Below are 22,920 nucleotides of genomic sequence, written 5' to 3'. Positions count from 1 at the left end.
AATTATATAATTACCAATTTGTATTATAATCGCTATAAAAAAGATAAATTCGGAAAAATTTTATGAAAAAACGGCTTGCTATCATAGGGTTTAATGATGTCGGAAAGTTTCATTGCAATGAACTTAGAAGGTCCGATGAATTCGATCTTGTCGGTGTGTATTGTCAAAAAAATAGCGAATCTTTTGGGCGTATAAAAATTTATAGCGATCTAAACGAACTGTTTGAATCCGCAGATCCGGAAGCTATTATAATAACAGATGGAATACAGTATCTTGAGCTTTTTTCAAAGTGTGTGAAAACCTGCAAACATATATTTATCCATCATCCTATAGCTAAAAATACAGGTGCAATTCATGAGATGAAATATTACTCTAATCTAAGTGGAGTTATGAGTGTCGCTGGATTTTTTGATAGGTTTAATCCTGTGATAGTATCTTTAAAAAAATCTCTTGAGAGAGAAGAGAAGATTTATTCGATAAATATTACAAGAGGCTTTTGTTTAAGCAGGAATTTAAATTTAGAAATCTTGCAAAATATTGATCTGGCAAGATTTGTAGCGGCTAGTGATATAGCGCAATTTTCTAAATTTGAAGTTCATAAAGAGGATAAAAAGAATCCAACAAATACTCTTTGTCAGCTAAAAATGAAAAATCAAACTTTAGTGAGCATACATAACTCCATAAATTATCCTATAGATCGTTTTATAATCGAAGTTTCGGCAAATAGTGGGATATATTTTGGAGATTTAATAGGAATGAAATTAAATAAATACACTGATTATGGACAGCAAAATTTAAAAGTAGATAGTGATATTTCACCTATTAAAAAGGCCCATTCGGAGTTTTTTGAGCTTTGTAAAAATGATAAATTTAATAATTTGGCATCGCTTGATGATGCTTTAAAGGTATATGAAATATGCGTATAAAAAGATTGCTTTTGCTATTAAATATGGGTGGCCCAAACAATATAGAAGAGGTTGAAGTTTTTTTAAAAAATATGTTTAATGACCCGTATATTCTTGGTATCAAAAATAAAATTTTACGTAAATTTGTTGGTTTTATGATCGCAAAAGGACGACTAAAGGCTGCTAAAAGCAACTATAATCAAATCGGAGGCAAGTCACCTCTTTGTGAAATAACAGCTAGTTTATGCTCTAAAATTTCAAATTTAAGCAGTGAGTTTGATGCGGTTGATTTTGCGATGAACTACACGCCTCCATTTGCCAAAGAAGTGTTAAAAAAATATGAAAATTTTGATGAAATTGTAGTTTTTCCACTCTATCCTCATCACTCTGCGACAACTATTTCATCGAGTATAGATGACTTTAATCTGGCGTTTAATGAGCTTAATTTGAAGTCAAAAGTAAAAATTGTTGAACCATTTTTTGAAAATCAAACATATAATGATGCGGTTTTAAACAGTATAAAAAATAGTGTAAAAGGTATCAACACTGATGATATTACCTTGATATTTTCAGCTCACTCTCTTCCGCAAAAAACAATAGATAATGGTGATCTTTACGAAAAACATATAAGATCTCATGTAGAAATACTCTCAAATTTAATCAATAAAGAGATTAAATTCGCGGATATTAGCTTAGCTTATCAATCAAGACTCGGACCGGTAAAATGGCTAGAGCCTTCTTTGGGCGATGCCTTAACAGGCATTAAAAACAAAAAGGCTTTAGTTTATCCCATATCGTTTTGCATCGACAACTCAGAGACTGTTTTTGAGCTCGTAAAAGAGTATAAGGATGTTGCCAATGAGCTTAAATTCGAGTATTACGACGTAGTTCCTTGTCTTAATGACAGTGAAGAATTTGCCAAATTTATATTTCAAACCGGCTTAAGTTATATAAACAACAACACTGTAAACTAGAACTTAAACGGAATAAAATTTGCTTTCCCTTTATAAAATTATTTATAAGGAAAGTAAATGGAGTCTAAAAATATAGATTCATATCTTTTATCTTTAAAAAATTTAGCAAAAGGTTTAAATTTAGCCAAAAGTTCATCAAGTCATAATGATGATTTTGAAAAGTATTTAAAAGATACCAACTCAAATTTTGACAATATAAATTCAAAAATCAGTATGGATTTAGACAAATTTAAACAAAATTTGATAAATCTAGGCGCTGCGACATTTTTAAGTCAATTAAATCAATCAAAAATCGAAGAGAAAATAGCTGCTAAAAAAGAGGAACTGATAAAGACCTTGGGGCTTGATGAAGAGGGCTTAAAAAATAAAGGCAAAGATGAAATTTTAGAACTAAAAAATATACTTGAAGATCTATTAGAGCAGTTTAAAAAGGATCTGCTGGCAAGTTTACAAAATAACTCTTTATTGCAAAAACAACAAAGATTATCATCGGCTAGCCAAAACGGTTCTCCTCTTAGCTCTATCCTGCAAAAATTATAATTTTTGTTTTTGAGTGGCGGACTTTACGATATTTTCGTTGGTTCTGTTTATATCGCTAGGCTTTAAAAATCCTTCATCCACCATTAGATCAACGGTTTGTTTGAATACTGGAAGTGCGCTTTGAGCACCAAAGTAGTAGTATGGTTTTTTAGGTTCTCTAGCTAGCACTCCTATGGTGTAGCTGTTTCCTTCCGAATCATTAACAAAACCGAAAAAAGACCCGTTGTAGTTATTGGCGTATCCGCCATCTTTTGATGCGATATGTGCCGTTCCGGTTTTGCCGCCTATTTCAAGTCCGGCAGTTTTTGTCTTTTTCCCTGTTCCGTTTTCAACGGCCTTTATTAGGATTCTCTTCATCCTTTTTGCCACATCTTGTGTTAAAACTTCTACCGGTTCGGGCTTATTAACAATATAAAATTTACCGTTTTTATAAAGTGAGCTAACGACTTTTGGTGTTACCATAATACCTTTATTATTAAATACATTATAGGCTTTTAAAAGCTGTATAAAAGTTGCCTGAAGACCGTAACCGTAGCTAATCGTAGCCTTATAAATTTGCGAATTCATCTTTGCTACAGGCGGCATATTCCCCACCTGTTCATATGGCATATCGATTCCTGTTTTTTGAGTGAAGCCAAATTTTAAAAGTCCGGAGTAAATTTGATGTCCGTCAAGCCTTTGCGCGATCTGAATCATACCTATATTTGATGAGTGCACTATAATGTCCTCTGCTGTCATATAGGCTTCAGGATGAGTATCTCTGATTATACGTTTTCCTAGCTGGTATTTGCCATTATGGGTATTTATCATCTCAAGAGGATTTATTTTATTATTGGCTAGCAAAACCGAGAACATAAACGGCTTAAAAACAGAGCCAACCTCGTAAGCATATTCTGTGGCACTTGAATTTAAGGATTTATAGTCTTGCTTTCTAATATTTGATGGATCATATCTTGAGGTTGTAGCTAGTGCTAGCATCTCTCCTGTTTTTGAATCCATAATACCCACTATTATCTCTTTTGCGTTTAGAAATTCCTTTTTCTCATCAATTATCTTTTCAAGCATCGTTTGGAATTTAAGAGATACTGTCAAAATAGTATCATATCCATCCACTCGATTTGCCAGATTTGAGTCGCTTGTCAAGATTATATTGTTTCCTATATCTTTTGGTCCTATAAGCTTTGCATCTTGAATTGCTGAGATGTAGTATTCATAGGATTTTTCTATCCCTTTTACACCCTCAACCTTTGTAATATTATCCTTTTCTACCTTTCTGACATATCCGATGACCGGAGTTAAAGCATCTTTTGAAATGTATTGCCTGTTTTCGCCACTTTCGATTATACTCATGCCCCTTAAGCTAGCAACTCCGGTGTTTGGATCTTCATATGGTATAAAAATTTTTTTTCTGTATAGTTTTCTTGTTAGCTCTTTTAGGTAAGCAGCCCCCTTGGCATCAATCTTGTAAGATAGGGTTACAATGCCTTTTGCCCCGTCAAGTATCTTTTTAACTCTTTTAGGATTATCTCCGCTATACAAGGAATAAAGCTTGATAAACATATCTTTTTTATCAGGATCGATATTTCTTGTATCCACCATTGCCTTATATAGCTTTTGACTGCTTGCGACGCTAAATCCGTCTTTTGTGACTATATTGCCCCTAAGTGCAGTGTTTACTTCGCTTGTTTCAAGCTTTGGCAGGCGTCTTTCGATGTTTGCTCTATAAAAGATAACCGCTAAAAATATAGATATCCCAAATACAATTAGTGAAAATAAAATTAAAATTTTTGATTTTCTAGAGTTCATTTAAGGCTAAATTTGTGTCCTTGATATCTCTTTGTATGCGCTTAGCGCCTTGTTGCGGATTTCAAGCATTAGCTTCATGCTGGTCTCCGCCTTGCCTATGGCGATTGCAGCTTGATGAAGGTCTTTTACTTCGCCTGTTGCTAAATCGGCGATTGCTTTATCGGCATTTACTTGTACTTCGTTTAGCTCTTTAAGCGAATTATCAAGCATTGTTGCAAATTCATTTTGGCTTTTTTGAGTCAAATTCGCATTTTCTTTTTTAAATGGCGAAGCAACAGAGCTTATTTTATCGATATTTGTCATTTTTATTAACCTCTTAATAGTTCTATCGCACTTTGAGCGATCGTCTTTGCGCTTTGAAATGCAGAGACGTTTGCCTGATAGGCTCTTGTAGCCTCGATCAGATCAGCCATTTCGATGACCGGATTTATATTTGGATATGCGACGTATCCTTTGGCATTAGCATCAGGGTGGCTTGGATCGTATTTTAGTTTAAAATCCTTATCGTCGCGCACCACTTTATCAACTACGACGCTCATTATAGCAGGTTTTGCGTCTTTTTGCCAAAAGCTATCATCAAGCGGGTTTTCATACTCAAGCATGTTTGTTTTTTTTGCGATTTGCTCATTTAGCGTGCTATCGAAATCAACCGCTTTAAATATCACTTCGCGTCGGCGATAAGGTCCGCCTTCAGCCGTTCTTGTCGTGTTTGCATTAGCTATGTTTGAGCTAATTACGTTCATTCTAAATCTCTGTGCGCTTAGTCCGTATCCGCTTATATCAAAATCGCTTAAATAACTCATCTTAATTTCCTTTAAATCTTGCTACTTGCTTCAATCACGCTTTTAAAGTTTGCACTATCGCGCTTCATCGCATTATCAAGCGCAGTTATCATGATCGCATTTTTGCTAAGCTCGGTTGTCTCTACATCAAGATCGACCGTGTTGCCGTCATTTCTAGCCATGTGTCCGTCACGAAGAAAGATCGTAGCTAGCTTTGAGTCGGGAAATTTTACCTTTGGCAAATGAGCCTCGTCAGTATTGGCAAGCTCAAGCTCTTTGCTTTCTTTTTTGCCGTAAATTTCAGCCGCTCTTTCGCTTAGAGCGCTTTCAAATGCGATATCGCGTGATTTATAAAACGGCGTATTGATGTTTGCGATATTGCTTGATATGAGCTGCTGGCGCAAATTTCTACTAGCCAGTGCGCTTTCTACAAGCTGTTTTGACTTTGAACTTGATATATCTGCAAACATCTTTAGCCTTTTTATTTAAATTTCACTAGATATACAAGCAAAATTTGTTCCTAAAATTCTAAATTTCAAAGCAAATTTTCTAAACCTTTGAAATTTTCAAATCCGCTCGGCTCTTTTTTTAAAATTTTAAACTTTTTTAAAAACTCATCGCGCCCCATTGCCTGCGCACCCATAAATTTTAGATGATCATTCATCACTTGGCAGTCGATCATAAAATCAAATTTAGCTAAAACCTCGCAAAGCCTTATAAGCGCCACTTTTGAAGCACCTGTTTTTAGGCTTATCATACTCTCTCCGCAAAAAACCTTGCCAAAAATTAGTCCGTAAAGTCCGCCGATAAGTTTTTCATCCTCGTAAACTTCTACACTATGAGCAAATCCTGCTTCAAACAACGCCGTATAGGCTTCTACGATGGTATCACTTAGCCAAGTATCTTCCTTTGCGGCGCGTTCGTTTTTGCAAATTTGCAAAAAGCCTTCAAAGTCGTGATCAAATTTGACGTTAAATTTTTTAAGTGCTGATTTTATGCTTTTTTGGATTCTGATATCTTTTGGAAATAGCACTGCGCGCGGGTCAGGACACCACCAGTATATCGGCTCATGCGGCAAAAACCAAGGAAAAATGCCCTTATTGTAAGCTTGTAAAAGTGCCTCAACGCTTAAGTCTCCGCCGACACAAAGAGGTGAGTTTGAAGGAGCTAAGCTTGGATCGGGGAAATTATAAATTCTGCTAAATTCCACTCCCAAGCTCGCTTTTATAGATTTTATTTTGTCAGTTTATCAAATTTAAAAGTTAGTTTGTCATCTTTTGTGCTGATATCTAAAACGCCGCCGTTTTTAAGCTTGCCAAATAAAATTTCCTCGCTAAGCTTGGTTGAAATTTCATCTTGAACTACGCGTTTTAGATTTCTAGCGCCAAATTCCTTGCTATATCCTTTTTCCCAAAGGTGTCTTTTTGCCTTCATATCAGCTTTGATGGCTACTTTTTTATCTTGCAGACTTGCACTTATCTCATCAAGTATCTTTTGAGTTATGAGAGCTAGCACATCTTCATTTAGATCGTTAAAATGCACTATCGCATCGATCCTGTTTCTAAATTCAGGACTAAAGAAATTTTTAACCGCACTATCTGCTTTGCCGCTTTCATCCTTGCTAAAGCCCATTTTAGGAGCTTCTTTTGAGCCTAAATTTGATGTCATTATGATGATAGTATTTCTAAAATCACTCTTTGCGCCGGTGTTGTCAGTTAAACTAGCACTATCAAAAATTTGCAAAAAGACATTTACAAGCTCGTCGTTTGCCTTTTCGATCTCGTCAAATAAAATTACGCTATAAGGGTGCTTTTTGATCGCATTTGTAAGCATGCCTCCGCCTTCAAAGCCTACATATCCGGGAGGCGCTCCAATTAGTCTTGATACGCTATGTTTTTCCATATATTCGCTCATGTCAAAGCGTTCAAAATTGATGTTTAAATTTCTGGCAAGCGCAGCAGCAAGCTCACTTTTACCAACTCCGCTTGATCCGGTGAATAAAAATACGCCTATAGGTGAAGTAGGATTTTTAAGTCCTGCATACGAGCGCTTTATCGCATCGGCTAGAGTTTTAACGGCATCGTCTTGTCCGAAAATTTCAGATTTTAAATTCTTTTCAAGATCTTTTAAAAATGAAATGTCATTAGTCTTTACATCGGTTGTATTAGGAATATTTGCAATCTTGCTTAGAACTTCGCTTATATCGCTTTTTTTAACTTTTACATTTTTTTTCTCTTTTAATGCCAACCTTGCTCCAACTTCATCTATAAGGTCTATTGCACTATCTGGTAAAAAGCGATCATTGATATATTTTTTAGCTAGCTCTACACTTAGTTTTAAAATCTCGTCACTATATTTAACGCTGTGAAATTTCTCGTATTTGGTGCGAAGCCCTTTTAAAATTTCAACGCTATCCTCTATGCTTGGCTCCTCCACGTCTATTTTGGCAAAGCGTCTTGATAGAGCCTTCTCCTTTTCAAAAAAATTTCTATACTCAGTATATGTAGTTGCGCCTATACATCTAAGTGAGCCGTTGGCAAGGGCTGGTTTTAGTAAATTTGACATATCAAGACTTCCGCCGCTTGTAGCACCTGCTCCTATTATTGTATGAATCTCATCTATGAAAAGTACTGCATTTTCGTGATTGCTAGCCTCATCTATGACATCTTTTAGTCGTTTTTCAAAATCACCGCGATATTTTGTGCCAGCTATCATAGCTCCTATATCAAGGGCGAAAATTTGAGACCCTTTGAGTTTATCGGGCACTTTATCTTGAGAAATTTTTAGCGCCAATCCTTCTACTATTGCGGTTTTTCCTACTCCGGCCTCACCGACTAATAAAGGATTATTTTTCTTGCGGCGACTTAGGGTCTGCATAAGCCTTTCTAGCTCATGAGTTCTGCCTATAATAGGATCAATCTTTCCCTCTTTTGCAAGAACTGTTAGATTTATTGCAAATTTACTTAAATTTTCAAACTTATCGCTGTCAGCCGTTGTTTCCTCTTTTATCTTTTGTGCGTCTACCCCATAAAAATCTAAAATTTGTGAGCAAAAGCTATCTTTGCTAACCGCGATTTTATACAAAAGCTCTCTAATTCCTATATTTTTATTCTGAGCCTTTGTTTCATCTGTAAGTTCTTTAAAAATTTGCTCAAGCAACAGTGTCATTTTAGGTTGTTTGTTTTGTGTAACTTGTTCGTTATTTTGTGCAAGATAGTTTTTAAGATCGTTTCTTAACCCATCAATATCATTAAGACCCGCATTTTTCAGCATATCTCTACTCTCTTCGTTGAGATTTATAAGTACAAATAAGATATGCTCACTTGTTAAGTATTCGTGCGAATTTGAGTATGCGAACTGTCCTGCTTTTTCTAAAAAATAGCTTAAATTTGCATCCAGCATCACTCCTCCTCTATATCTACTTTTAGCGGATATCCAGCGTTGATAGCTGCTTTTCTAACTTCGTTTTGCTTACTAAGAGCAATTTCTTTGATATAAACCCCACATACAGCACTTCCTTCGTTGTGAACTTTTAACATCAATGCAATGGCGCTTTGTGCGCTATAGTGAAAAATTTGCGTCAAAACATCTACTACAAAATCCATACTTGTCACATCATCGTTTAATAAAATAACTTTAAATTTTTTAGGAAATTTAATTTTTTCTTTTAGACTCGTATTTTCCAGCGTTCTTTCGCTAGTTTTAGTTGACATTTTTAATTCTCTCAAAATCCTGAGTCAATTTGTCTAAGTGAATCCCGCCCAGATAGTAATGTACTCCAAATTTTCCGCTGGCAATATCTGTTAGTGGTTGATAGATTCCGTTTTTAAGCACCATTTTTATAGGCACAGACTCAAGATGCGGATATTTGATATCTTCTAGAATTTGAGCGCTAAGCTTATCGTTTACAGGCATATTATTTGAAATAAAGTAGTATGCATTGTATTTTTGTGCAAAATTCTCTATAACGTGTTGGTTTGTTACATTTTCAAAGTGAGTTAATGCAATTATTGTAAAATCTTTATTGTTTTTTAGCTGAAAATCCATTAGTTCAGGCGCCTCTTTTTGACACGGAGGACAAAATGTGCCAAAGATATCAAACATTATCACCTTACTCTCGTCACCCTTTATCACAAATCCACCCTCTGTCCTAAGCAGGGTTAGCTCCTTGCCAAAAACACTTGCAAGCTTTATCTCTTCACCTGTTTTGTATCCCTCTATCTTAGTAGGAGCTTTTGCTGTCTCGTCCTCTTTACCACAACCAACTAAAAAAATCACACATAGAATTGCTAAAAATATTTTTTTCATATTGTTCCTTTAAATTTTTATATATATCTTTTTATTGCTGCACGAGCCTCTTTGTTGGCTTCTCGCTTCTTTAAACTTTCGCGTTTGTCATGTAGGTTTTTACCTTTAGCTAGCGCTATTTTAGCCTTCACTATATTTTTATCATTTAGATAAAGCACTAGCACAACTAAAGTAAGACCTTCTTGTGTTACCGCTCCAAAGAGTTTATCTATCTGCTTTCTGTGCATAAGTAGTTTTCTTGGAGCTCTTTCATCAGGGCGAAATGTCGAATGTGTCGTACTAAGATGGCTTATGTGCGCATTTAGTAAAAACATCTCGCCTTTTATAATTCTCACAAAGCTATCTTTTAAATTTGCCCGTCCTGCACGAAGTGCCTTTACTTCGCTTCCTTTTAGCACAACTCCAGCCTCGTAAGTTTCTATTATACTAAAATCATGCAGAGCTTTTTTGTTTTTTGCTAAATCTTTACCCATTTATTACCTTAAAAACAGTGCTTCCACTTCCGCTTAAAAACATATCTTTATACTCTTTCATATCGTTATAAATTTTAAAACAAGGCGCATAAAGATCGTTTAACACATCATTTTTGTAAGTTGCGAGCAATTCGCTACTTTTCATATGTTGCATCTTGTTTGCAAAATTTACATCTATTTTATCCATAAAATTTCTTCTAAATTCTTTATAAACTTCTGGAGTGGAGCAAAAAACATCAGGCGTAAAAATTTTAATTTTAGGAATTTCATCATCAAATTCTTTTACAATCTCGCCTATGCCACTCACATTTGCGCTTTTAAATCCGCTTACAAAAAACGCCACATCGGCACCTATGTTCTCTGCTATCTTATAAAGGCGTTCTTTTGAAATTTTTAAATTTAGTTCACTATTTGCTAAATTTAAAAAAGCAGCCGCATTAGAGCTTCCTCCGCCAAGCCCCGCCCCCATAGGGATATTTTTCTTTAAAACTATTTTATGCGATCTGAAAAAATCATCAAGTTCATTTTTGAATCCAGCGTCTTCAAGTGCTTTTTTAGCCTTTAATACAATATTGTCTTTTATATCCACACTATCGCAAACAAGCTTGAATTTTTCACTCTTTTCAAACCAAATTTCATCGTAAATTTCATCTACTAAAATAAAGCGCGAGATCAGCTCGTGATAGTTTGCGCGGGTTCCGACTATCTTAAGAAATATATTTATTTTTGCAAAGCTTTTCATTTTTTTATTTTTTGGCTAAGCTCGATAAGCTCTATCTCGTCGGCTAAATTTATAGCCTGTTTGTTTTCGTTGGCCACTTCTTCTGCAAGCTCGGAGCGCAATATCATCATATTTTTAGGAGCATCTATGCCCACTTTAACTCCACTTTTTGAAATCCCTGCGATAGTGATTTTTATATTGTTTCCAAGCAATATACTCTCACCCTCTTTACGCGAAAGTATCAGCATAATTCAACCTTATTTAATCGGTACGAAACCGTTTGATCTTTTATCTCAATAATACTAAAAAATTTATCAAATTTTATTAAATATATTCCATCTTCACACTTTTTAAAGCTTGTATATTCAAGTTTTTTACCTGATTCGATATCTTTTAAATCGCCCAAATACTCATTAGTTTTTAGATCTATAAAATCAAGCGGATTTAAAAACTTTTCATTTTCAAATTTAAATTTGCCTTCGCTTAATCTTTTTAACGAACTAAGAGTCGCATTTACTCCCAGTTTTTTGGCTAAAATTTGAGCGTATGACCTTATGTATGATCCCTCGTCTACGCTAATTTTAAATGTTAAAAACGGATGACGGTAGTGCATTATTTCGCAGCTAAAAATTTCCATTTCTTCTTTTTTAAGCTCGAATTCAACTCCCGCTCTAGCTAGCTTGTAAGCTCTTGTTCCGTCTATGTTTTTTGCGCTAAATTTTGGCGGAGTATAGCTTATTTTACCAAGCAAGGAATTTTTGGCAAGCTCAATTGTTTTTAAATCAAGAGGATTTAAAATTTCAATTTCGCTTATATTTTCATTGTCCCCGCTCTCGCTTTTTGCCCCTATCCACATCGTGGCTTCATAAATTTTAGGAGATTTGCTGATGTAATTAAACAGCTTTGTATAGTTACCAAGAGCTATTATCAGGCAACCGCTGGCAAAAGGATCTAAAGTGCCTGAAAAGCCTGCTTTTTTAGTTGGATATTTTCTTTTGATACGATTTAGAAAGTGATTTGAGCTGATTGCGATCGGTTTATTCACTACAAATAGAGCGTTCATACGACTTTTTCTACAAAATTTGACATTATATCGCGCTCTATACCGCCAAAATTTATAGTTAGCTTTAGATCTTTTTTGATTTTACTTACGCCCGTAACTCGTCCTATGCCAAATATCTTATGTTTTACCAAATCACCTTTTTTGTATTCGCTTGTAGTTTGAGGTTGGATTATTAGGCTTCCCGTGCATATTCCGGCCTCGCTTAAAAATCTGCTTCTTTCAAGTCTTGTTCTTTGTCCTTTATAAAATCTTGAATTTACGCAGCTTAGAACAAGAGTTTTTTTAGCCCTTGTTATTGCCACGTAAGCCAATCTTCTCTCCTCTTCTATATCGCTTCCGTCTCCTATTAGCGGGAAAAATCCCTCTTCAAGCCCAATTACAAAAAGATGATCAAATTCAAGCCCTTTGCTTGCGTGAATACTCATTATAGAGATAGCCTTATCGCTTATGGCGTCTTGTTCGCTGGCTAAAGCAAGTTCGTTTAAGAACTCTTCTAGTTCAAATTCCGGATTTTGCTTGATTTGATCTTTGATCATCGCGTAAAATTCATCGATATTTGCTACTCTTTCAGCACCGTCAGGAAGACTCTCGTAATATTTTTTAATACCGAATTTAGACTCTAGCTTATCAATTAGTCCATATAAAGAGCCGCATTCCTTTAGCTCTTTTATACCGCTTGTAAAATCGTTTAGAGCAGATATTGTTTTTTTGCTAAAGGCTTCATCTTTTTCATCCAGAGTAGATATTGACTCAAATAGAGAAATTTTATTTTCATAAGCTATCTTCTCGATCTTGGTTATGCTTACTTTACCAAGACCGCGTTTTGGACGGTTTATTATGCGTTTTAACGAAAAGTCATCGTTTTCGTTGGCGACTAGCCTAAGATAGCTAATAACATCTTTTACTTCCGCTCTTTCATAAAATTTTACACCGCCAACCATCTTATACGGTATTTTTTCCTTATTAAGACCCTCTTCAAGGGAGCGAGAGAGTGCGTTTATACGGTATAATATGGCTATTTGGCTTGCATCTACGCCTTTTGCAAGTAGCTCTTTGATGCTTTTTGCTATCTTGCCAGACTCCATAGTTTCGTCAACTGACTCCATAAATACTATATCCTCACCGCCGTCTTTGGTGCCTATTAGCTTTTTGCCTAGGCGGTTTCTATTGTGATCTATCAGCTCATTTGCGGCTTTGAGGATAGAATTTGTCGAGCGATAATTATGCTCCAGTCTGATTATTTTTGTATCTTTAAATTGATTTTTAAAATTTAAGATATTTTCTATCTTTGCGCCTCTCCAGCCATATATACTCTGATCATCATCACCTACTACGCAGATATTTTCATGGGTTTTGCAAAGCTTTTTAAGAAGCTTATATTGTAAATCATTGGTGTCTTGATACTCATCTACCATTATATAGCGATATCTTTGTGAAATTTCATCTGCCAGTCCTTCGTTTTTATCCAAAATTTTATAAGTCAGAGATAGGAGGTCGTCAAAATCCACTAAATTATTTGCGCTTAAATACTCTTCATACTGTTTGTATATGTTTGCTATTTTAGTGTAATAACCATCTTTGTGTTTTTCGTTATTGCCAAATAAATTGGTGCTCGAGATAACATCTTCTACGCTTAAAAGGGAGTTTTTGAAATTTGATATTTCACTTGATAATATCGATGTTGCGATTGAGCTTTCAAAGCTTTTTAGTATTCTTTTTTTATCATCGGTGTCGATTATGACAAAGCTGTTTTTACGAGAGAGTCTGTCTATATAAAATTTTAAAAACAAAAGTCCAAATTTATGAAAAGTGCAGAGCAATGGAGTAAAATTTTTGTTATTTTCAGATAGCATATTAATGGCTCTGGTTCGCATTTCATTAGCGGCTTTATTTGTAAAAGTAAGAGTAAGCGTACTAGTGGGATCTATTCCAACTTCGCTTATTAGATAGGCAAGCCTTGTCGTTATAGTCTTTGTCTTTCCACTTCCGGCACCTGCTAAAATCAACATAGCTCCATCTAAATGAGTGGCAGCTCTTTTTTGTTCTTCGTTTAAACTATCTAGGATATCTCGCATTAAAATTCCAAAAATATATTATTTATAGATTTTAACACAATAAGCTTAAAAATCCCCGCCTACATGAATTAATATTACCGTTTCGCTTTCAGTAAAATTTTAGTATATATTAATATAATTATATCCGCTATAATTTATAACTTAAAGTAATATATATATATATTACTTTATCAAAGAGGGGATAAATATGATTAATGATTTTAGCAAAATTTACACTTTTATGGAGATAGTTAAAGAGAGGAGCTTTTCTAAGGCTTCAAAGACTCTTGGTATATCTCAGCCTGCTGTTACGCTTCAAATAAAAAAACTAGAAGAGATTTTACAAGCAACTCTAATAATGCGTAAAAAAAATGGAATAATTTTAACTAGAGAGGGTGAAAAATTTTATAAACTTTGTCTTAGATTTGAAAGTGCAATGTTTAGATTTAAAGATGAAATTTCTCATATCAAAAATGACAAAGCTCCACTTATAATATCAACCACTCAGCTTATCGGAGAAACTTTTGTGCCTTTATTGCTTGATAAAATTTCGCAAACTGCCGATGCGGAGCTTGACATAAGAATAAAAGAGCAAAACGATCTAATTCCACATTTAAAGGATAGAAGAAGCGATATTGCAATGGTTTTAGATCAGTCTTATGATGAAAATCTGATAGTTAAAAAGCTTTTTGATTATGAGATTATTTTAGTTTCCAATAAAAAACTGGTTGACTCTATTAAGCCCGAAGAGCTTTATAAATACAAATTGATAAAAGATCGCACAAAATACTATCTTAATGATATTTTCGTAAAATACGGAATAAATTACAATGATTTAAAAAGTGCTTATGTATTAGACGGTTCAATAATGGTAAAAAGAGCAATTTTAAATAATTTTGCCGAAGATTATGTTGCCTTTTTGCCTAAATTTTTAATAGAAGATCATCTAAAAAACGAAAAACTTTTTGAGATCAAAATCAATAGAATAAAGCTTACGCGCTCAGTTTATGTAGCGGTACTTAAAGAGAATGAAGACATATTAAATAGCTTTTTAAAGATAAAAAATAGCTTTAATTTTTAAAAATTTATAGCAGACATAGTGATTCTATGTCTGCAAAAGTGTTTTTATTTATTGAAAAAATCTTTATTTTTTGGATTTGACATAAAGATTGACATTGATTTTTGAGTTTTACTTTTAGCCTCTTTTGCTTTGTGAATAGAAAAATTGATCAAAATCGGGCTATTTTCTACTAAAATTTGAACTACTGCTCCAAGTGGAAAGCTAACAAGCGAAGCAAAATCATCACTGCCAAAACCCGCCTCAAAACTAAGGCTGTCTTGCATCAATTTAGCACTAGAAAATGTATATCCGTCAAGAGTAAAAAGAATCACCGGAGATGTAAAAGTAGAGCTTATACTCTTTGGAAGCTCCGGCTCAAATTTTACTAAGTCCGAGTTTGTCATTACCGAAAACGGATGCTTGTTTTGAAGCAAATAGTCTATGCACTCGTAAACATGCATTTTCATAAGTAGTGCAAATTTTTCATCATCTAAAATTTTATCAAGCATTATAACTCCTCAAATTCTTTAACTAATTTTTTAACTTCATTTATTCCTATGTTCCAAAATTTCGAGTCCTCTATGTCAAAGCCAAATTTCGCAACCATATCTTTTGGGCTTTGGCTTCCGCCAAGACTTAAAAATTCAGTGTAAATTTGCACGAAATTTTTACATTTGCCGCTCTTGTAAAGCCCAAAGATAGCAAGGACCAAAAGCTGCGCATAAGAGTAGGCATAGCAGTAAAACGGCGTGTGTATGAAGTGCGGGATATAACTCCACCAAATTTTATAATAATCATTTAGAGTAACGCTTTTGCCAAACATCTTTTTGCTCTCTTCAAGCCAAATTTTATTTAGCTCATCAAGCGAAATTTCGCCTTCGTGAGAATGGACTCTGCGCTCAAAGGTGGTAAAATTTATCTGGCGATAAAGCGTGGCAAAAATGTCTTCTATCTTGCCTGCAAGAAGCGAAATTTTATCTTTGTCGCTTAGCTCTTTTTTAACGTAATCAAACACTAGCATTTCACAAAATACCGAAGCGGTTTCAGCCGTAGTAAGCGGCGTATCCGAGTTTAGATAACCAACTTTGTAAGATAAATTTTGATGTATGGCATGACCCAGCTCGTGAGCTAGAGTAAATAGATCTCTTCTTCCGTCCGTATGATTTAAAAGCACGTAAGGATGAGCATCTAATGAGCCTGAGTGTGAAAATGCCCCACCTCTTTTATTTGTCGTAGGATAAGCATCTATCCAGCCCTCATCAAAAGCTTTTTGAGCAATTTTGCCAAATTTCGGGCTAAAGTCGTTAAACGCCTTTAAGACTATCTCTTTGCATTCGTTAAATTCATATTTTCTACCCTCATCGAGCGGTGCATACCTATCATAGTCATATAGTTTTTTAAAGCCTAAAATTTTGCGTTTTTTATCATAAAATTTACTGACCAAAGAGAAATTCGCCTCGGTTGTTTTTATAAGTGCGTCCACGCTTTTCTTACTTATCTGGTTGCTTTCGTGTCTAGGCTCTTCAGGAGAGCTAAAATTTCTTAATTCGCAACTTGTTTTTAGATTAGTTTTTATCATATTGTATATATAGCCAAGCAGATGCTGGTGACGAGATAGTTCGCTACTCAGGCTTTTGGCGGCCGCTTTTCTTACATTTCTGTCTTTGTCGTGAAGCTTGCTTAAAATTTCCTCTTCGCTCAAAAGCTTACCTTGAAATTTAAATTTCATATTGCTCATTGTCTCATCAAATAGCCTTGCAAATCCATCAGCTCCAGTGCTTGCTGTGCGAAGCAAGACTTGCTCCTCTTTTATACTTAGTTGATGCGCTTTGGATTTAGCTACATTGCTTAGATAGTATCTGTTATTTTTAGATGTATTAATAATATCTTTTTGCTTTTTGTCGTCAAATTCATTGAATTTAAGCTCAAAAAATATTAAATTTTCATGAGCTTTTATGGCGATCTCTTCAAATTTGGCATAAAAAGCACCCTTGCTTGTGTCCTTTGCAAATACTAAAAACGCATAAGTTGTAACCTTTGAAATTTTAGAAAGTAGCTGTTCATACTCATCAAACGCCTCTAAAAATTGATCTGTGCTTAAATTTAAAAAGTCTTCAAAATATTTTTTTTCAAATTTTTCACACTCATTTTTTAGGCTTAATGCGCTTTTTTCAAGCTCTTTTTCATTTTTAAAAAGCGGAGTTAAATCCCATGTTGTCATTTTTATCCTTGAAATTTTTTAGGATATTTTACACAAAATATAATGAAATTTAAAGTTTTTAGAAAGAGATTATCAAATTTAGTGTCCAAATAATGGACACTAAATTTATGTTTTATTTTATTGTTTCTGAAGCTATCGCTGTAAATACAACGTCTGAAGAGCTGTTTACCGCAGTTTCTACCGAGTCTTGAATAACTCCTATTATAAAGCCTACGGCAACAACCTGCATGGCTATGTCGTTATTTATTCCAAAAAGAGCGCAAGCAAGAGGCACGAGAAGAAGCGATCCGCCCGCAACGCCTGAAGCTCCGCAAGCACCTATCGCAGAGATAAAGCTAAGAAGTAGAGCGTCTGCAAAGCTAACTGTGATATGATCTATAGAATTTACTGCAGCAAGAGCCAAAACACTGATGGTTACCGCAGCTCCTGCCATATTTATAGTGGCCCCTAAAGGTATGGATATAGAGTAAAGCTCCTCTCTAAGTCCTAACTTTTTACAAAGCGCCATATTTACAGGTATGTTTGCAGCCGAGCTTCTTGTGAAAAACGCAGTTACGGCGCTCTCTCTTACGCAAGTCATTATAAGCGGATATGGATTTTTTTTGGTTACCACAAATACAATAATAGGGTTTACAACAAATGCCACAAATAGCATTGCACCAACTAAAACCGCAATTAGTTTCATATATCCAGCTAGAGCCGCAAATCCTGTCTCGTGGATACTAATAGCAACAAGACCAAAAATTCCAAATGGAGCTAAGCGGATTACGAATCTAACAATTCTTGTCACGCCATCACTTACATCCATAAATACTTTTTTGGTCTCACTTGAGCAGCCTCTCATGGCTATACCGCCACCCACAGCCCAAGTAATGATACCTATATAATTGCCTGTACTTAGGGCCTGTACCGGATTTTGAACCATTTTAAAAATGAGGTCTTTTAATACGTCTATTACGTTTTGAGGCGCACTCATAGTTGCTGTTTCTACACCTTTTAAAACGAGTTCAACCGGAAACATAAAGCTAGCTGCAACTGCGACTACAGCCGCCAAAAAAGTTCCAATTAGATACAATGCGACAATCTTTGACATGCCTTTTGCTTCGCCAAACTCTTTAGTAATAATTGATGTAGCAACCAATACAAAGACCAAAATAGGAGCGACAGCCTTTAAGGCACCTACGAATAAATTTCCAAGAACGGAAATGCCGTTTAGAATTTTGTCGGCGAATTCACTTCCGCTTGCATTCCCCCAAAAGCCAAAAATAGCACCGACAATGATACCGATTAGTATTTGAACAATCAAATTTCCATCGGCAAAACGCTTAGCGATATTGCTAAATCCACTCATTTTTACACCTTTATAAATTTAAAATTTGGATTTAAGTATAACTAAAAGATTCTGAAATTTTTTAAAATTTAACAAAAAATTAATATAAATTTTATTATGAAATGCTACAATTTTACAATTTAATATAAAATTTAAGGAAAGATATGTATTTATTTACATCTGAAGTAGTAAGTCCGGGGCATCCTGACAAATGCGCAGATATTATCGCTGATAGTATAGTAGATAGTATTTTAATGCAGGATCCAAACGGTAGGGTTGCAAGCGAGGTATTTGTAGCCGGTAAAAACATAGTAATCGGTGGTGAGATAAACTCAAAAGTTAAGCTCAGTTTTAAAGATTATGAAAGTATAGTCAAAAACGCTCTGGCCAAAATCGGATATGATGGTAAGTCAAATTTTACTAAAGAGCAGTGCTTGCATCCTGATGATATCGAGGTTAAGGTTTGTATAAATCAGCAAAGTAGCGATATAAATCAAGGCGTAGATCAAGCTAGCGGCGAGATAGGCGCAGGCGATCAAGGTATAATGTTTGGCTTTGCAAGCTGCGAAGCGAAAGAATATATGCCGGCAGCCATTACTTATGCAAGAATGCTTTGTGATAAAGTATATAAATTTGCTAAAGCAAATCCCGATAAGCTGGGTGTTGATATAAAGACTCAGGTTACAATTGATTATGATAGTAAGGATAACTTTGAAAACTGCAAACCGCAAAGCATACACACTATCGTTGTCTCAGCTCCTTGCGTAGAGAGTATGAAGATAGAGGAACTTAGAGCTCTTATTGGGGAGCTTATAGATGATACCGGTCTTCCAAAAGAGCTATATGATAAAGATAAGACAATAATTTATATAAATCCAACCGGCAGATATGTAAATCACAGCTCACTTCACGATAGCGGACTAACGGGCAGAAAGCTTATCGTAGATAGCTTTGGCGGATACGCTCCTATAGGTGGCGGCGCACAGAGTTCAAAAGACTATACGAAGGTTGATCGAAGCGGACTATATGCTGCCAGATGGATAGCTAAAAATATCGTTGCGGCGGGACTTGCTAAAAAATGTATCGTTCAGCTAAGCTACGCTATCGGAGTTGCTAAGCCAACATCTATTAGCGTAGATACAATGGGAACTCAGATAAGCGGATTGAATGATGATATTTTATCAAATTTCGTTATGCAAAATTTCCCTTTAACTCCAAAATGGATAACTCAAAAATTTGGACTTGATAAGCCCGGCAAAGATACGTTTTTATACGCAAAAGTTGCAGCAAAAGGGCAGGTTGGAAATGCGAAGTATCCGTGGGAGAAGCTAGACGCCATAGATACATTTAAAGCTTTAATTCCGCATAAATAACGGATTTTAGAATAAATTTAAGAAGCCTGTCTTATAATCACACACAAATTAGTGCTTTCGGTCGGCAGGCTTTTAAATTTTATGTCTTGAATAAAGTTATTTATTTTGCCCACTAAAAATTATATTAACTACACACAATCCATCTTGAATATAAATTTAAAGCATGCTTTTTAAGATCTGCTATCTAAAATTTTCCTTATCAAACTCTCTTTAGGAGTTATGATCTCGCTTTTTGAGCCGTTTACGCTGTGATAAATTGTTTTATTGTATTTAGTTGCATAATATTTAATCAAAAGGCGTTGTAAATTTGGCTCGGTTGATGGCACGAACCAACCGTTGTTTGTGATAGCTATCATCACATCAAATTCGCCTTTAAACAGTTCATCTCGCGTAGCTTCATAGCAGATTGCATTACGAATTTTAACTCCGTCTATCTCGTAGTTGCTAACTGAATTTGCCGTTTTGAAATCCTTGCTACCATCAAAAAATAGCTCGTTTATAAAATTTTTCATAAAATTTGGAAGCGGAATTTCCTCGCCAAAGGGTACTAACACAAATTTATCAAATCGCTTCATCTCGCCTTTATCAAATAAAAAAGTCGAGTTGTAGCTTTGTGCGTTTTCATAGGCAAGTGCGCCAGTCACGATAGCGATCTTTTGCGATTTTTCTTTAAGCTCGGCTACTAAATTTCGCTCGTGCGTCATAAATGTCGGAAATACGCTCTCAGGCATGATTATAGCTCTTTTGCCTTCGTTTATTGCCTCATCTATCATCTTTAAATTTTGGTTTATAAACTCATTTTTAAGCGACTTTTCCCACTTTAAAGCTTGAGGTACGTTTGTATTTGTAAGAGCAACTTCAAAAGGCAAAATTTTAGCCTTGTTATCGTTATACTGAACCGCAAAAAGTAAAAGCGTGATAAAAGCTAAAAATTTAAGCTTTGATTTTATGTAAAATAGCGATAAAATCGCAGTAAAAATAAAGATAAGTCCATATAAATTCGGTTTAAAAATTCCAACTACAAATATCGCCTCAAAATTTAGCCAGTTGAAATTAAACGGATGCAAATTTGAAATTAAAATAAGCAAGATCGCTTTAGGCCAAATTTGAGTAGGAATTCCGGCTATAAAAAACATAATTCCATATACGATTCCGATAAATAAAATTTCAATTGGGATTAGATAGCCAAAGTTGTAATAAATAAGGCTAAAACTTATCCAATAAAACCACAAAATTCCTACGAAAAATCCTGTCGTAAAAAACTCATGGCGATTAAACTGAAATAGCAGATAAAAGCCTAAAATGGCAAGAAATGGCGAGATAAAATTTAGCACTTCAGAATTAAAAAGCGAAAGAAATATAAAATTTGATATCAAAAAAGCACTAAAAAAGGCTTTTCTTATAATTTTAGTGCTAAAATATTTGATTAAAAAATTTTTCACTAAGGAATACAATGCAAGAAGGCAATTTTTTAGCTTCATTACTACCTCTGATCGTGCTTTTCGCGATTTTTTACTTTTTGGTTATTAGACCGCAGCAAAAACAGCAAAAAGAGCATCAAAAGATGCTTGCAGCCCTAGAAAAAGGTGACAAGATCATCACTGCCGGCGGACTTTACTGCGAGGTTATCAAACCGGAAGATGATTTTATCAAAGTTAAACTTAATGACGATGTAATAGTGCGTATCGGACGTGAGTTTGTTGCCAGAAAAATCGAGACTAAAGTAAATGCGTAGTGCCAAGGTAACATACAGACTCGTTATCTTTCTAATAGCTCTAATTTTTGGCATAGGCTTTTCAGCTCCTTCGTTTTTACAGACAGATGGTGGATCTAAGATAAATTTAGGACTTGACCTTCAAGGAGGTCTATATATGCTTCTTGGCGTAGAAACACAAGAAGCCATACACTCTAAAGTCAAATCCGTGGCCTCTGGTATAAATTACTATGCGGGCAAAGAAGATATTTTGATAGATAACTTTAAAATAAAAGAGGAGCATGTAAGCTTTGAACTTTTAGATAACGATGATCAAAATAAGATAGATGGGATGCTGAAAGAGATTGAGGGGCTTGATGTCCAAAAAGAAGGACTCAAATACACTATTAGACTAACTGAGACTGAGCAGTCTCATACGATTGAGTATGCGATAAATCAAGCCGTTGAGACTATTAGAAATAGGCTTGATCAGTTTGGTTTGGCCGAGCCAACGGTCGCGAGGCAGGGTAAAGAAAATATCTTAATCGAGCTTCCGGGCGTGAAAACTCAGGCTGACGAGCAACGTGCAAGAGAGCTGATCGCTAAGGCTGCGCATTTGCAGCTGATGGCGCTTGATGAAAAAAGACAGTTGCAGGCAAACACTCTAAGCGCAGCAGAGGCTGAAAGCTATGGTGTAATCGTTTATCCGGATGTTAAAAGCGATCAAATGAAATATACCGTAAAAAATATTCCCGTGCTTGATGGCTCAATGCTAACGGATGCTAGAGTGGCTTTTGATCAGCGAACTAACGCCCCAATTATAAATTTTACGTTAAATGCCGAAGGAGCTAGGATATTTGGAGATTTTACGGGTGCAAATGTAGGAAAAAGACTTGCTATAGTGCTTGACGGTAGGGTTTATTCGGCACCTGTTATAAATGAGCGTATAGGCGGTGGAAGTGGCCAGATAAGTGGAGGATTTAGTGTAGAAGAGGCTCATGATCTTGCTATTGCGCTTAGAAGCGGTGCGCTTTTAGCTCCGGTAAAGATGCTTGAAAAGAGAAGTATCGGACCAAGCCTAGGTGCTGATAGTATCAATCAAAGTATGATGGCTCTCGCAGGTGCGGGTGTTCTTGTAGTGCTATTTATGATAGCTTATTATGGGTTTGCAGGAATTTTGGCAAATTTAGCCTTAGTTGCGAATATCCTTATTCTGGTTGCGGTTATGGCTATGTTTGGAGCTACCTTGACCCTGCCCGGAATGGCTGGTATAGTGCTTACGGTAGGCATGGCTGTCGATGCGAATGTAATTATAAATGAGCGTATAAGGGAGTTTTTAAGAGATGGGCAGGGTATAGCCTTAAGTGTGAGAAAGGGCTATGAAAATGCCATGAGTGCTATTGTGGATGCGAATTTAACTTCGATTATAACCTCTGTTGTTTTGTATGCATACGGCACGGGTCCTGTAAAGGGTTTTGCCGTAACCATGAGCATAGGTATAGCGGCTTCTATGCTAACTGCTATTTTAGGTACTCGAGGCATGTTTGATACTATAATGGACAAGATAGAGAAGAGCGGAAATACCAAAATTTGGTTTGGATACAAGAGAGGGTAATA

Annotated in this window: 24 protein-coding genes; 7 read left to right on the top strand and 17 right to left on the bottom strand. The window is 35.4% G+C overall.

Annotated features, from left to right (window positions below; genetic code table 11):
• Positions 1–62 precede the first annotated feature (62 nt).
• The 3 genes from CDOM16190_RS04950 to CDOM16190_RS04940 are packed head-to-tail and all read left to right on the top strand — an operon-like array spanning position 63 to position 2,419.
• The gene (locus tag CDOM16190_RS04950; protein WP_169973641.1) at positions 63–926 is read left to right on the top strand and encodes a Gfo/Idh/MocA family oxidoreductase; all 864 of its coding nucleotides are present in this window, start codon (positions 63–65) and stop codon (positions 924–926) included.
• The gene (hemH, locus tag CDOM16190_RS04945) at positions 923–1,879 is read left to right on the top strand and encodes a ferrochelatase (protein ID WP_170019175.1); all 957 of its coding nucleotides are present in this window, start codon (positions 923–925) and stop codon (positions 1,877–1,879) included. The genes CDOM16190_RS04950 and hemH overlap by 4 nt, the downstream gene beginning before the upstream one ends.
• Before the next feature lie 57 nt (positions 1,880–1,936).
• Positions 1,937–2,419 (top strand): response regulator, encoded by a 483-nt coding sequence (locus tag CDOM16190_RS04940; protein WP_169973643.1) that lies wholly within the window; start codon positions 1,937–1,939, stop codon positions 2,417–2,419.
• On the opposite strand, the gene CDOM16190_RS04935 is transcribed toward CDOM16190_RS04940, so the two are convergent.
• The 13 genes from CDOM16190_RS04935 to CDOM16190_RS04875 all read right to left on the bottom strand — a co-directional run bounded on the left by CDOM16190_RS04935 (position 2,414) and on the right by CDOM16190_RS04875 (position 13,647).
• Entirely contained in the window at positions 2,414–4,225 is a 1,812-nt protein-coding gene (locus CDOM16190_RS04935) for a peptidoglycan D,D-transpeptidase FtsI family protein (protein WP_170019130.1), read from the bottom strand. The genes CDOM16190_RS04940 and CDOM16190_RS04935 overlap by 6 nt on opposite strands.
• A 6-nt stretch (positions 4,226–4,231) precedes the next feature.
• Complete coding sequence (gene fliE / locus CDOM16190_RS04930; RefSeq protein ID WP_170019129.1) at positions 4,232–4,528, bottom strand: flagellar hook-basal body complex protein FliE; 297 nt, start codon at positions 4,526–4,528, stop codon at positions 4,232–4,234.
• Between the two features lie 5 nt (positions 4,529–4,533).
• Positions 4,534–5,028, bottom strand: coding sequence for a flagellar basal body rod protein FlgC (flgC, locus tag CDOM16190_RS04925; protein WP_169942005.1), 495 nt, complete (start codon positions 5,026–5,028; stop codon positions 4,534–4,536).
• Positions 5,029–5,039: 11 nt separating this feature from the next.
• Positions 5,040–5,477 carry a flagellar basal body rod protein FlgB gene (flgB, locus tag CDOM16190_RS04920; protein ID WP_170019128.1) on the bottom strand — a complete coding sequence of 146 codons (438 nt, stop codon included), beginning with the start codon at positions 5,475–5,477 and terminating at the stop codon, positions 5,040–5,042.
• Positions 5,478–5,542: 65 nt separating this feature from the next.
• Positions 5,543–6,217 carry a leucyl/phenylalanyl-tRNA--protein transferase gene (aat, locus tag CDOM16190_RS04915; protein WP_170019127.1) on the bottom strand — a complete coding sequence of 225 codons (675 nt, stop codon included), beginning with the start codon at positions 6,215–6,217 and terminating at the stop codon, positions 5,543–5,545.
• Between the two features lie 23 nt (positions 6,218–6,240).
• Positions 6,241–8,409 (bottom strand): AAA family ATPase, encoded by a 2,169-nt coding sequence (locus CDOM16190_RS04910; protein ID WP_170019126.1) that lies wholly within the window; start codon positions 8,407–8,409, stop codon positions 6,241–6,243.
• Entirely contained in the window at positions 8,409–8,720 is a 312-nt protein-coding gene (locus tag CDOM16190_RS04905) for an ATP-dependent Clp protease adaptor ClpS (protein WP_170019125.1), read from the bottom strand. The genes CDOM16190_RS04910 and CDOM16190_RS04905 overlap by 1 nt, the downstream gene beginning before the upstream one ends.
• Positions 8,710–9,315: a thioredoxin domain-containing protein gene (locus CDOM16190_RS04900; protein WP_170019124.1), complete on the bottom strand. Its 606-nt coding sequence runs from the start codon at positions 9,313–9,315 to the stop codon at positions 8,710–8,712. Before CDOM16190_RS04900 ends, CDOM16190_RS04905 begins: the two co-directional genes overlap by 11 nt.
• Before the next feature lie 17 nt (positions 9,316–9,332).
• Positions 9,333–9,788 carry an SsrA-binding protein SmpB gene (gene smpB, locus CDOM16190_RS04895; protein ID WP_170019123.1) on the bottom strand — a complete coding sequence of 152 codons (456 nt, stop codon included), beginning with the start codon at positions 9,786–9,788 and terminating at the stop codon, positions 9,333–9,335.
• Positions 9,781–10,530, bottom strand: a complete 750-nt coding sequence (locus CDOM16190_RS04890) for a 4-(cytidine 5'-diphospho)-2-C-methyl-D-erythritol kinase (protein ID WP_170019122.1) — start codon at positions 10,528–10,530, stop codon at positions 9,781–9,783. Before CDOM16190_RS04890 ends, smpB begins: the two co-directional genes overlap by 8 nt.
• On the bottom strand, positions 10,527–10,757 hold the full coding sequence (csrA, locus tag CDOM16190_RS04885) for a carbon storage regulator CsrA (protein ID WP_170019121.1): 231 nt from the start codon (positions 10,755–10,757) through the stop codon (positions 10,527–10,529). Before csrA ends, CDOM16190_RS04890 begins: the two co-directional genes overlap by 4 nt.
• On the bottom strand, positions 10,751–11,572 hold the full coding sequence (truB, locus tag CDOM16190_RS04880) for a tRNA pseudouridine(55) synthase TruB (protein WP_170019120.1): 822 nt from the start codon (positions 11,570–11,572) through the stop codon (positions 10,751–10,753). The genes csrA and truB overlap by 7 nt, the downstream gene beginning before the upstream one ends.
• Positions 11,569–13,647: an ATP-dependent helicase gene (locus CDOM16190_RS04875; protein ID WP_170019119.1), complete on the bottom strand. Its 2,079-nt coding sequence runs from the start codon at positions 13,645–13,647 to the stop codon at positions 11,569–11,571. The genes truB and CDOM16190_RS04875 overlap by 4 nt, the downstream gene beginning before the upstream one ends.
• A gap of 187 nt (positions 13,648–13,834) precedes the next feature.
• Here CDOM16190_RS04875 and CDOM16190_RS04870 point away from each other — a divergent pair, with 187 nt between their 5' ends.
• Complete coding sequence (locus tag CDOM16190_RS04870) at positions 13,835–14,707, top strand: LysR family transcriptional regulator (RefSeq protein WP_169973671.1); 873 nt, start codon at positions 13,835–13,837, stop codon at positions 14,705–14,707.
• Positions 14,708–14,751: 44 nt separating this feature from the next.
• Here CDOM16190_RS04870 and CDOM16190_RS04865 read toward each other — a convergent pair whose 3' ends face one another.
• The 3 genes from CDOM16190_RS04865 to sstT form a co-directional block, all read right to left on the bottom strand.
• Entirely contained in the window at positions 14,752–15,195 is a 444-nt protein-coding gene (locus tag CDOM16190_RS04865; protein ID WP_169973673.1) for a hypothetical protein, read from the bottom strand.
• Positions 15,195–16,907 (bottom strand): M3 family oligoendopeptidase, encoded by a 1,713-nt coding sequence (locus CDOM16190_RS04860; RefSeq protein WP_170019118.1) that lies wholly within the window; start codon positions 16,905–16,907, stop codon positions 15,195–15,197. Before CDOM16190_RS04860 ends, CDOM16190_RS04865 begins: the two co-directional genes overlap by 1 nt.
• Before the next feature lie 112 nt (positions 16,908–17,019).
• Entirely contained in the window at positions 17,020–18,258 is a 1,239-nt protein-coding gene (sstT, locus tag CDOM16190_RS04855) for a serine/threonine transporter SstT (RefSeq protein ID WP_169973676.1), read from the bottom strand.
• Between the two features lie 143 nt (positions 18,259–18,401).
• Here sstT and metK point away from each other — a divergent pair, with 143 nt between their 5' ends.
• Positions 18,402–19,610, top strand: a complete 1,209-nt coding sequence (metK, locus tag CDOM16190_RS04850) for a methionine adenosyltransferase (RefSeq protein ID WP_170019117.1) — start codon at positions 18,402–18,404, stop codon at positions 19,608–19,610.
• A gap of 170 nt (positions 19,611–19,780) precedes the next feature.
• Here metK and CDOM16190_RS04845 read toward each other — a convergent pair whose 3' ends face one another.
• A complete protein-coding gene (locus tag CDOM16190_RS04845) occupies positions 19,781–21,091 on the bottom strand; it encodes an apolipoprotein N-acyltransferase (protein ID WP_170019116.1) in 1,311 nt (436 codons plus the stop codon).
• Between CDOM16190_RS04845 and yajC the strand changes: the two genes are divergently transcribed.
• Both yajC and secD read left to right on the top strand, forming a co-directional pair.
• The gene (gene yajC, locus CDOM16190_RS04840; protein ID WP_169942038.1) at positions 21,064–21,345 is read left to right on the top strand and encodes a preprotein translocase subunit YajC; all 282 of its coding nucleotides are present in this window, start codon (positions 21,064–21,066) and stop codon (positions 21,343–21,345) included. The two genes, CDOM16190_RS04845 and yajC, sit on opposite strands and share 28 nt — an antisense overlap.
• On the top strand, positions 21,338–22,918 hold the full coding sequence (gene secD, locus CDOM16190_RS04835) for a protein translocase subunit SecD (protein ID WP_170019115.1): 1,581 nt from the start codon (positions 21,338–21,340) through the stop codon (positions 22,916–22,918). The genes yajC and secD overlap by 8 nt, the downstream gene beginning before the upstream one ends.
• Positions 22,919–22,920: the final 2 nt, after the last annotated feature.

The sequence above is a fragment of the Campylobacter sp. RM16190 genome (genome assembly GCF_012978835.1).
Lineage (GTDB): Bacteria > Campylobacterota > Campylobacteria > Campylobacterales > Campylobacteraceae > Campylobacter_A.
This window is presented reverse-complemented; position numbering and strand designations above follow the sequence as displayed.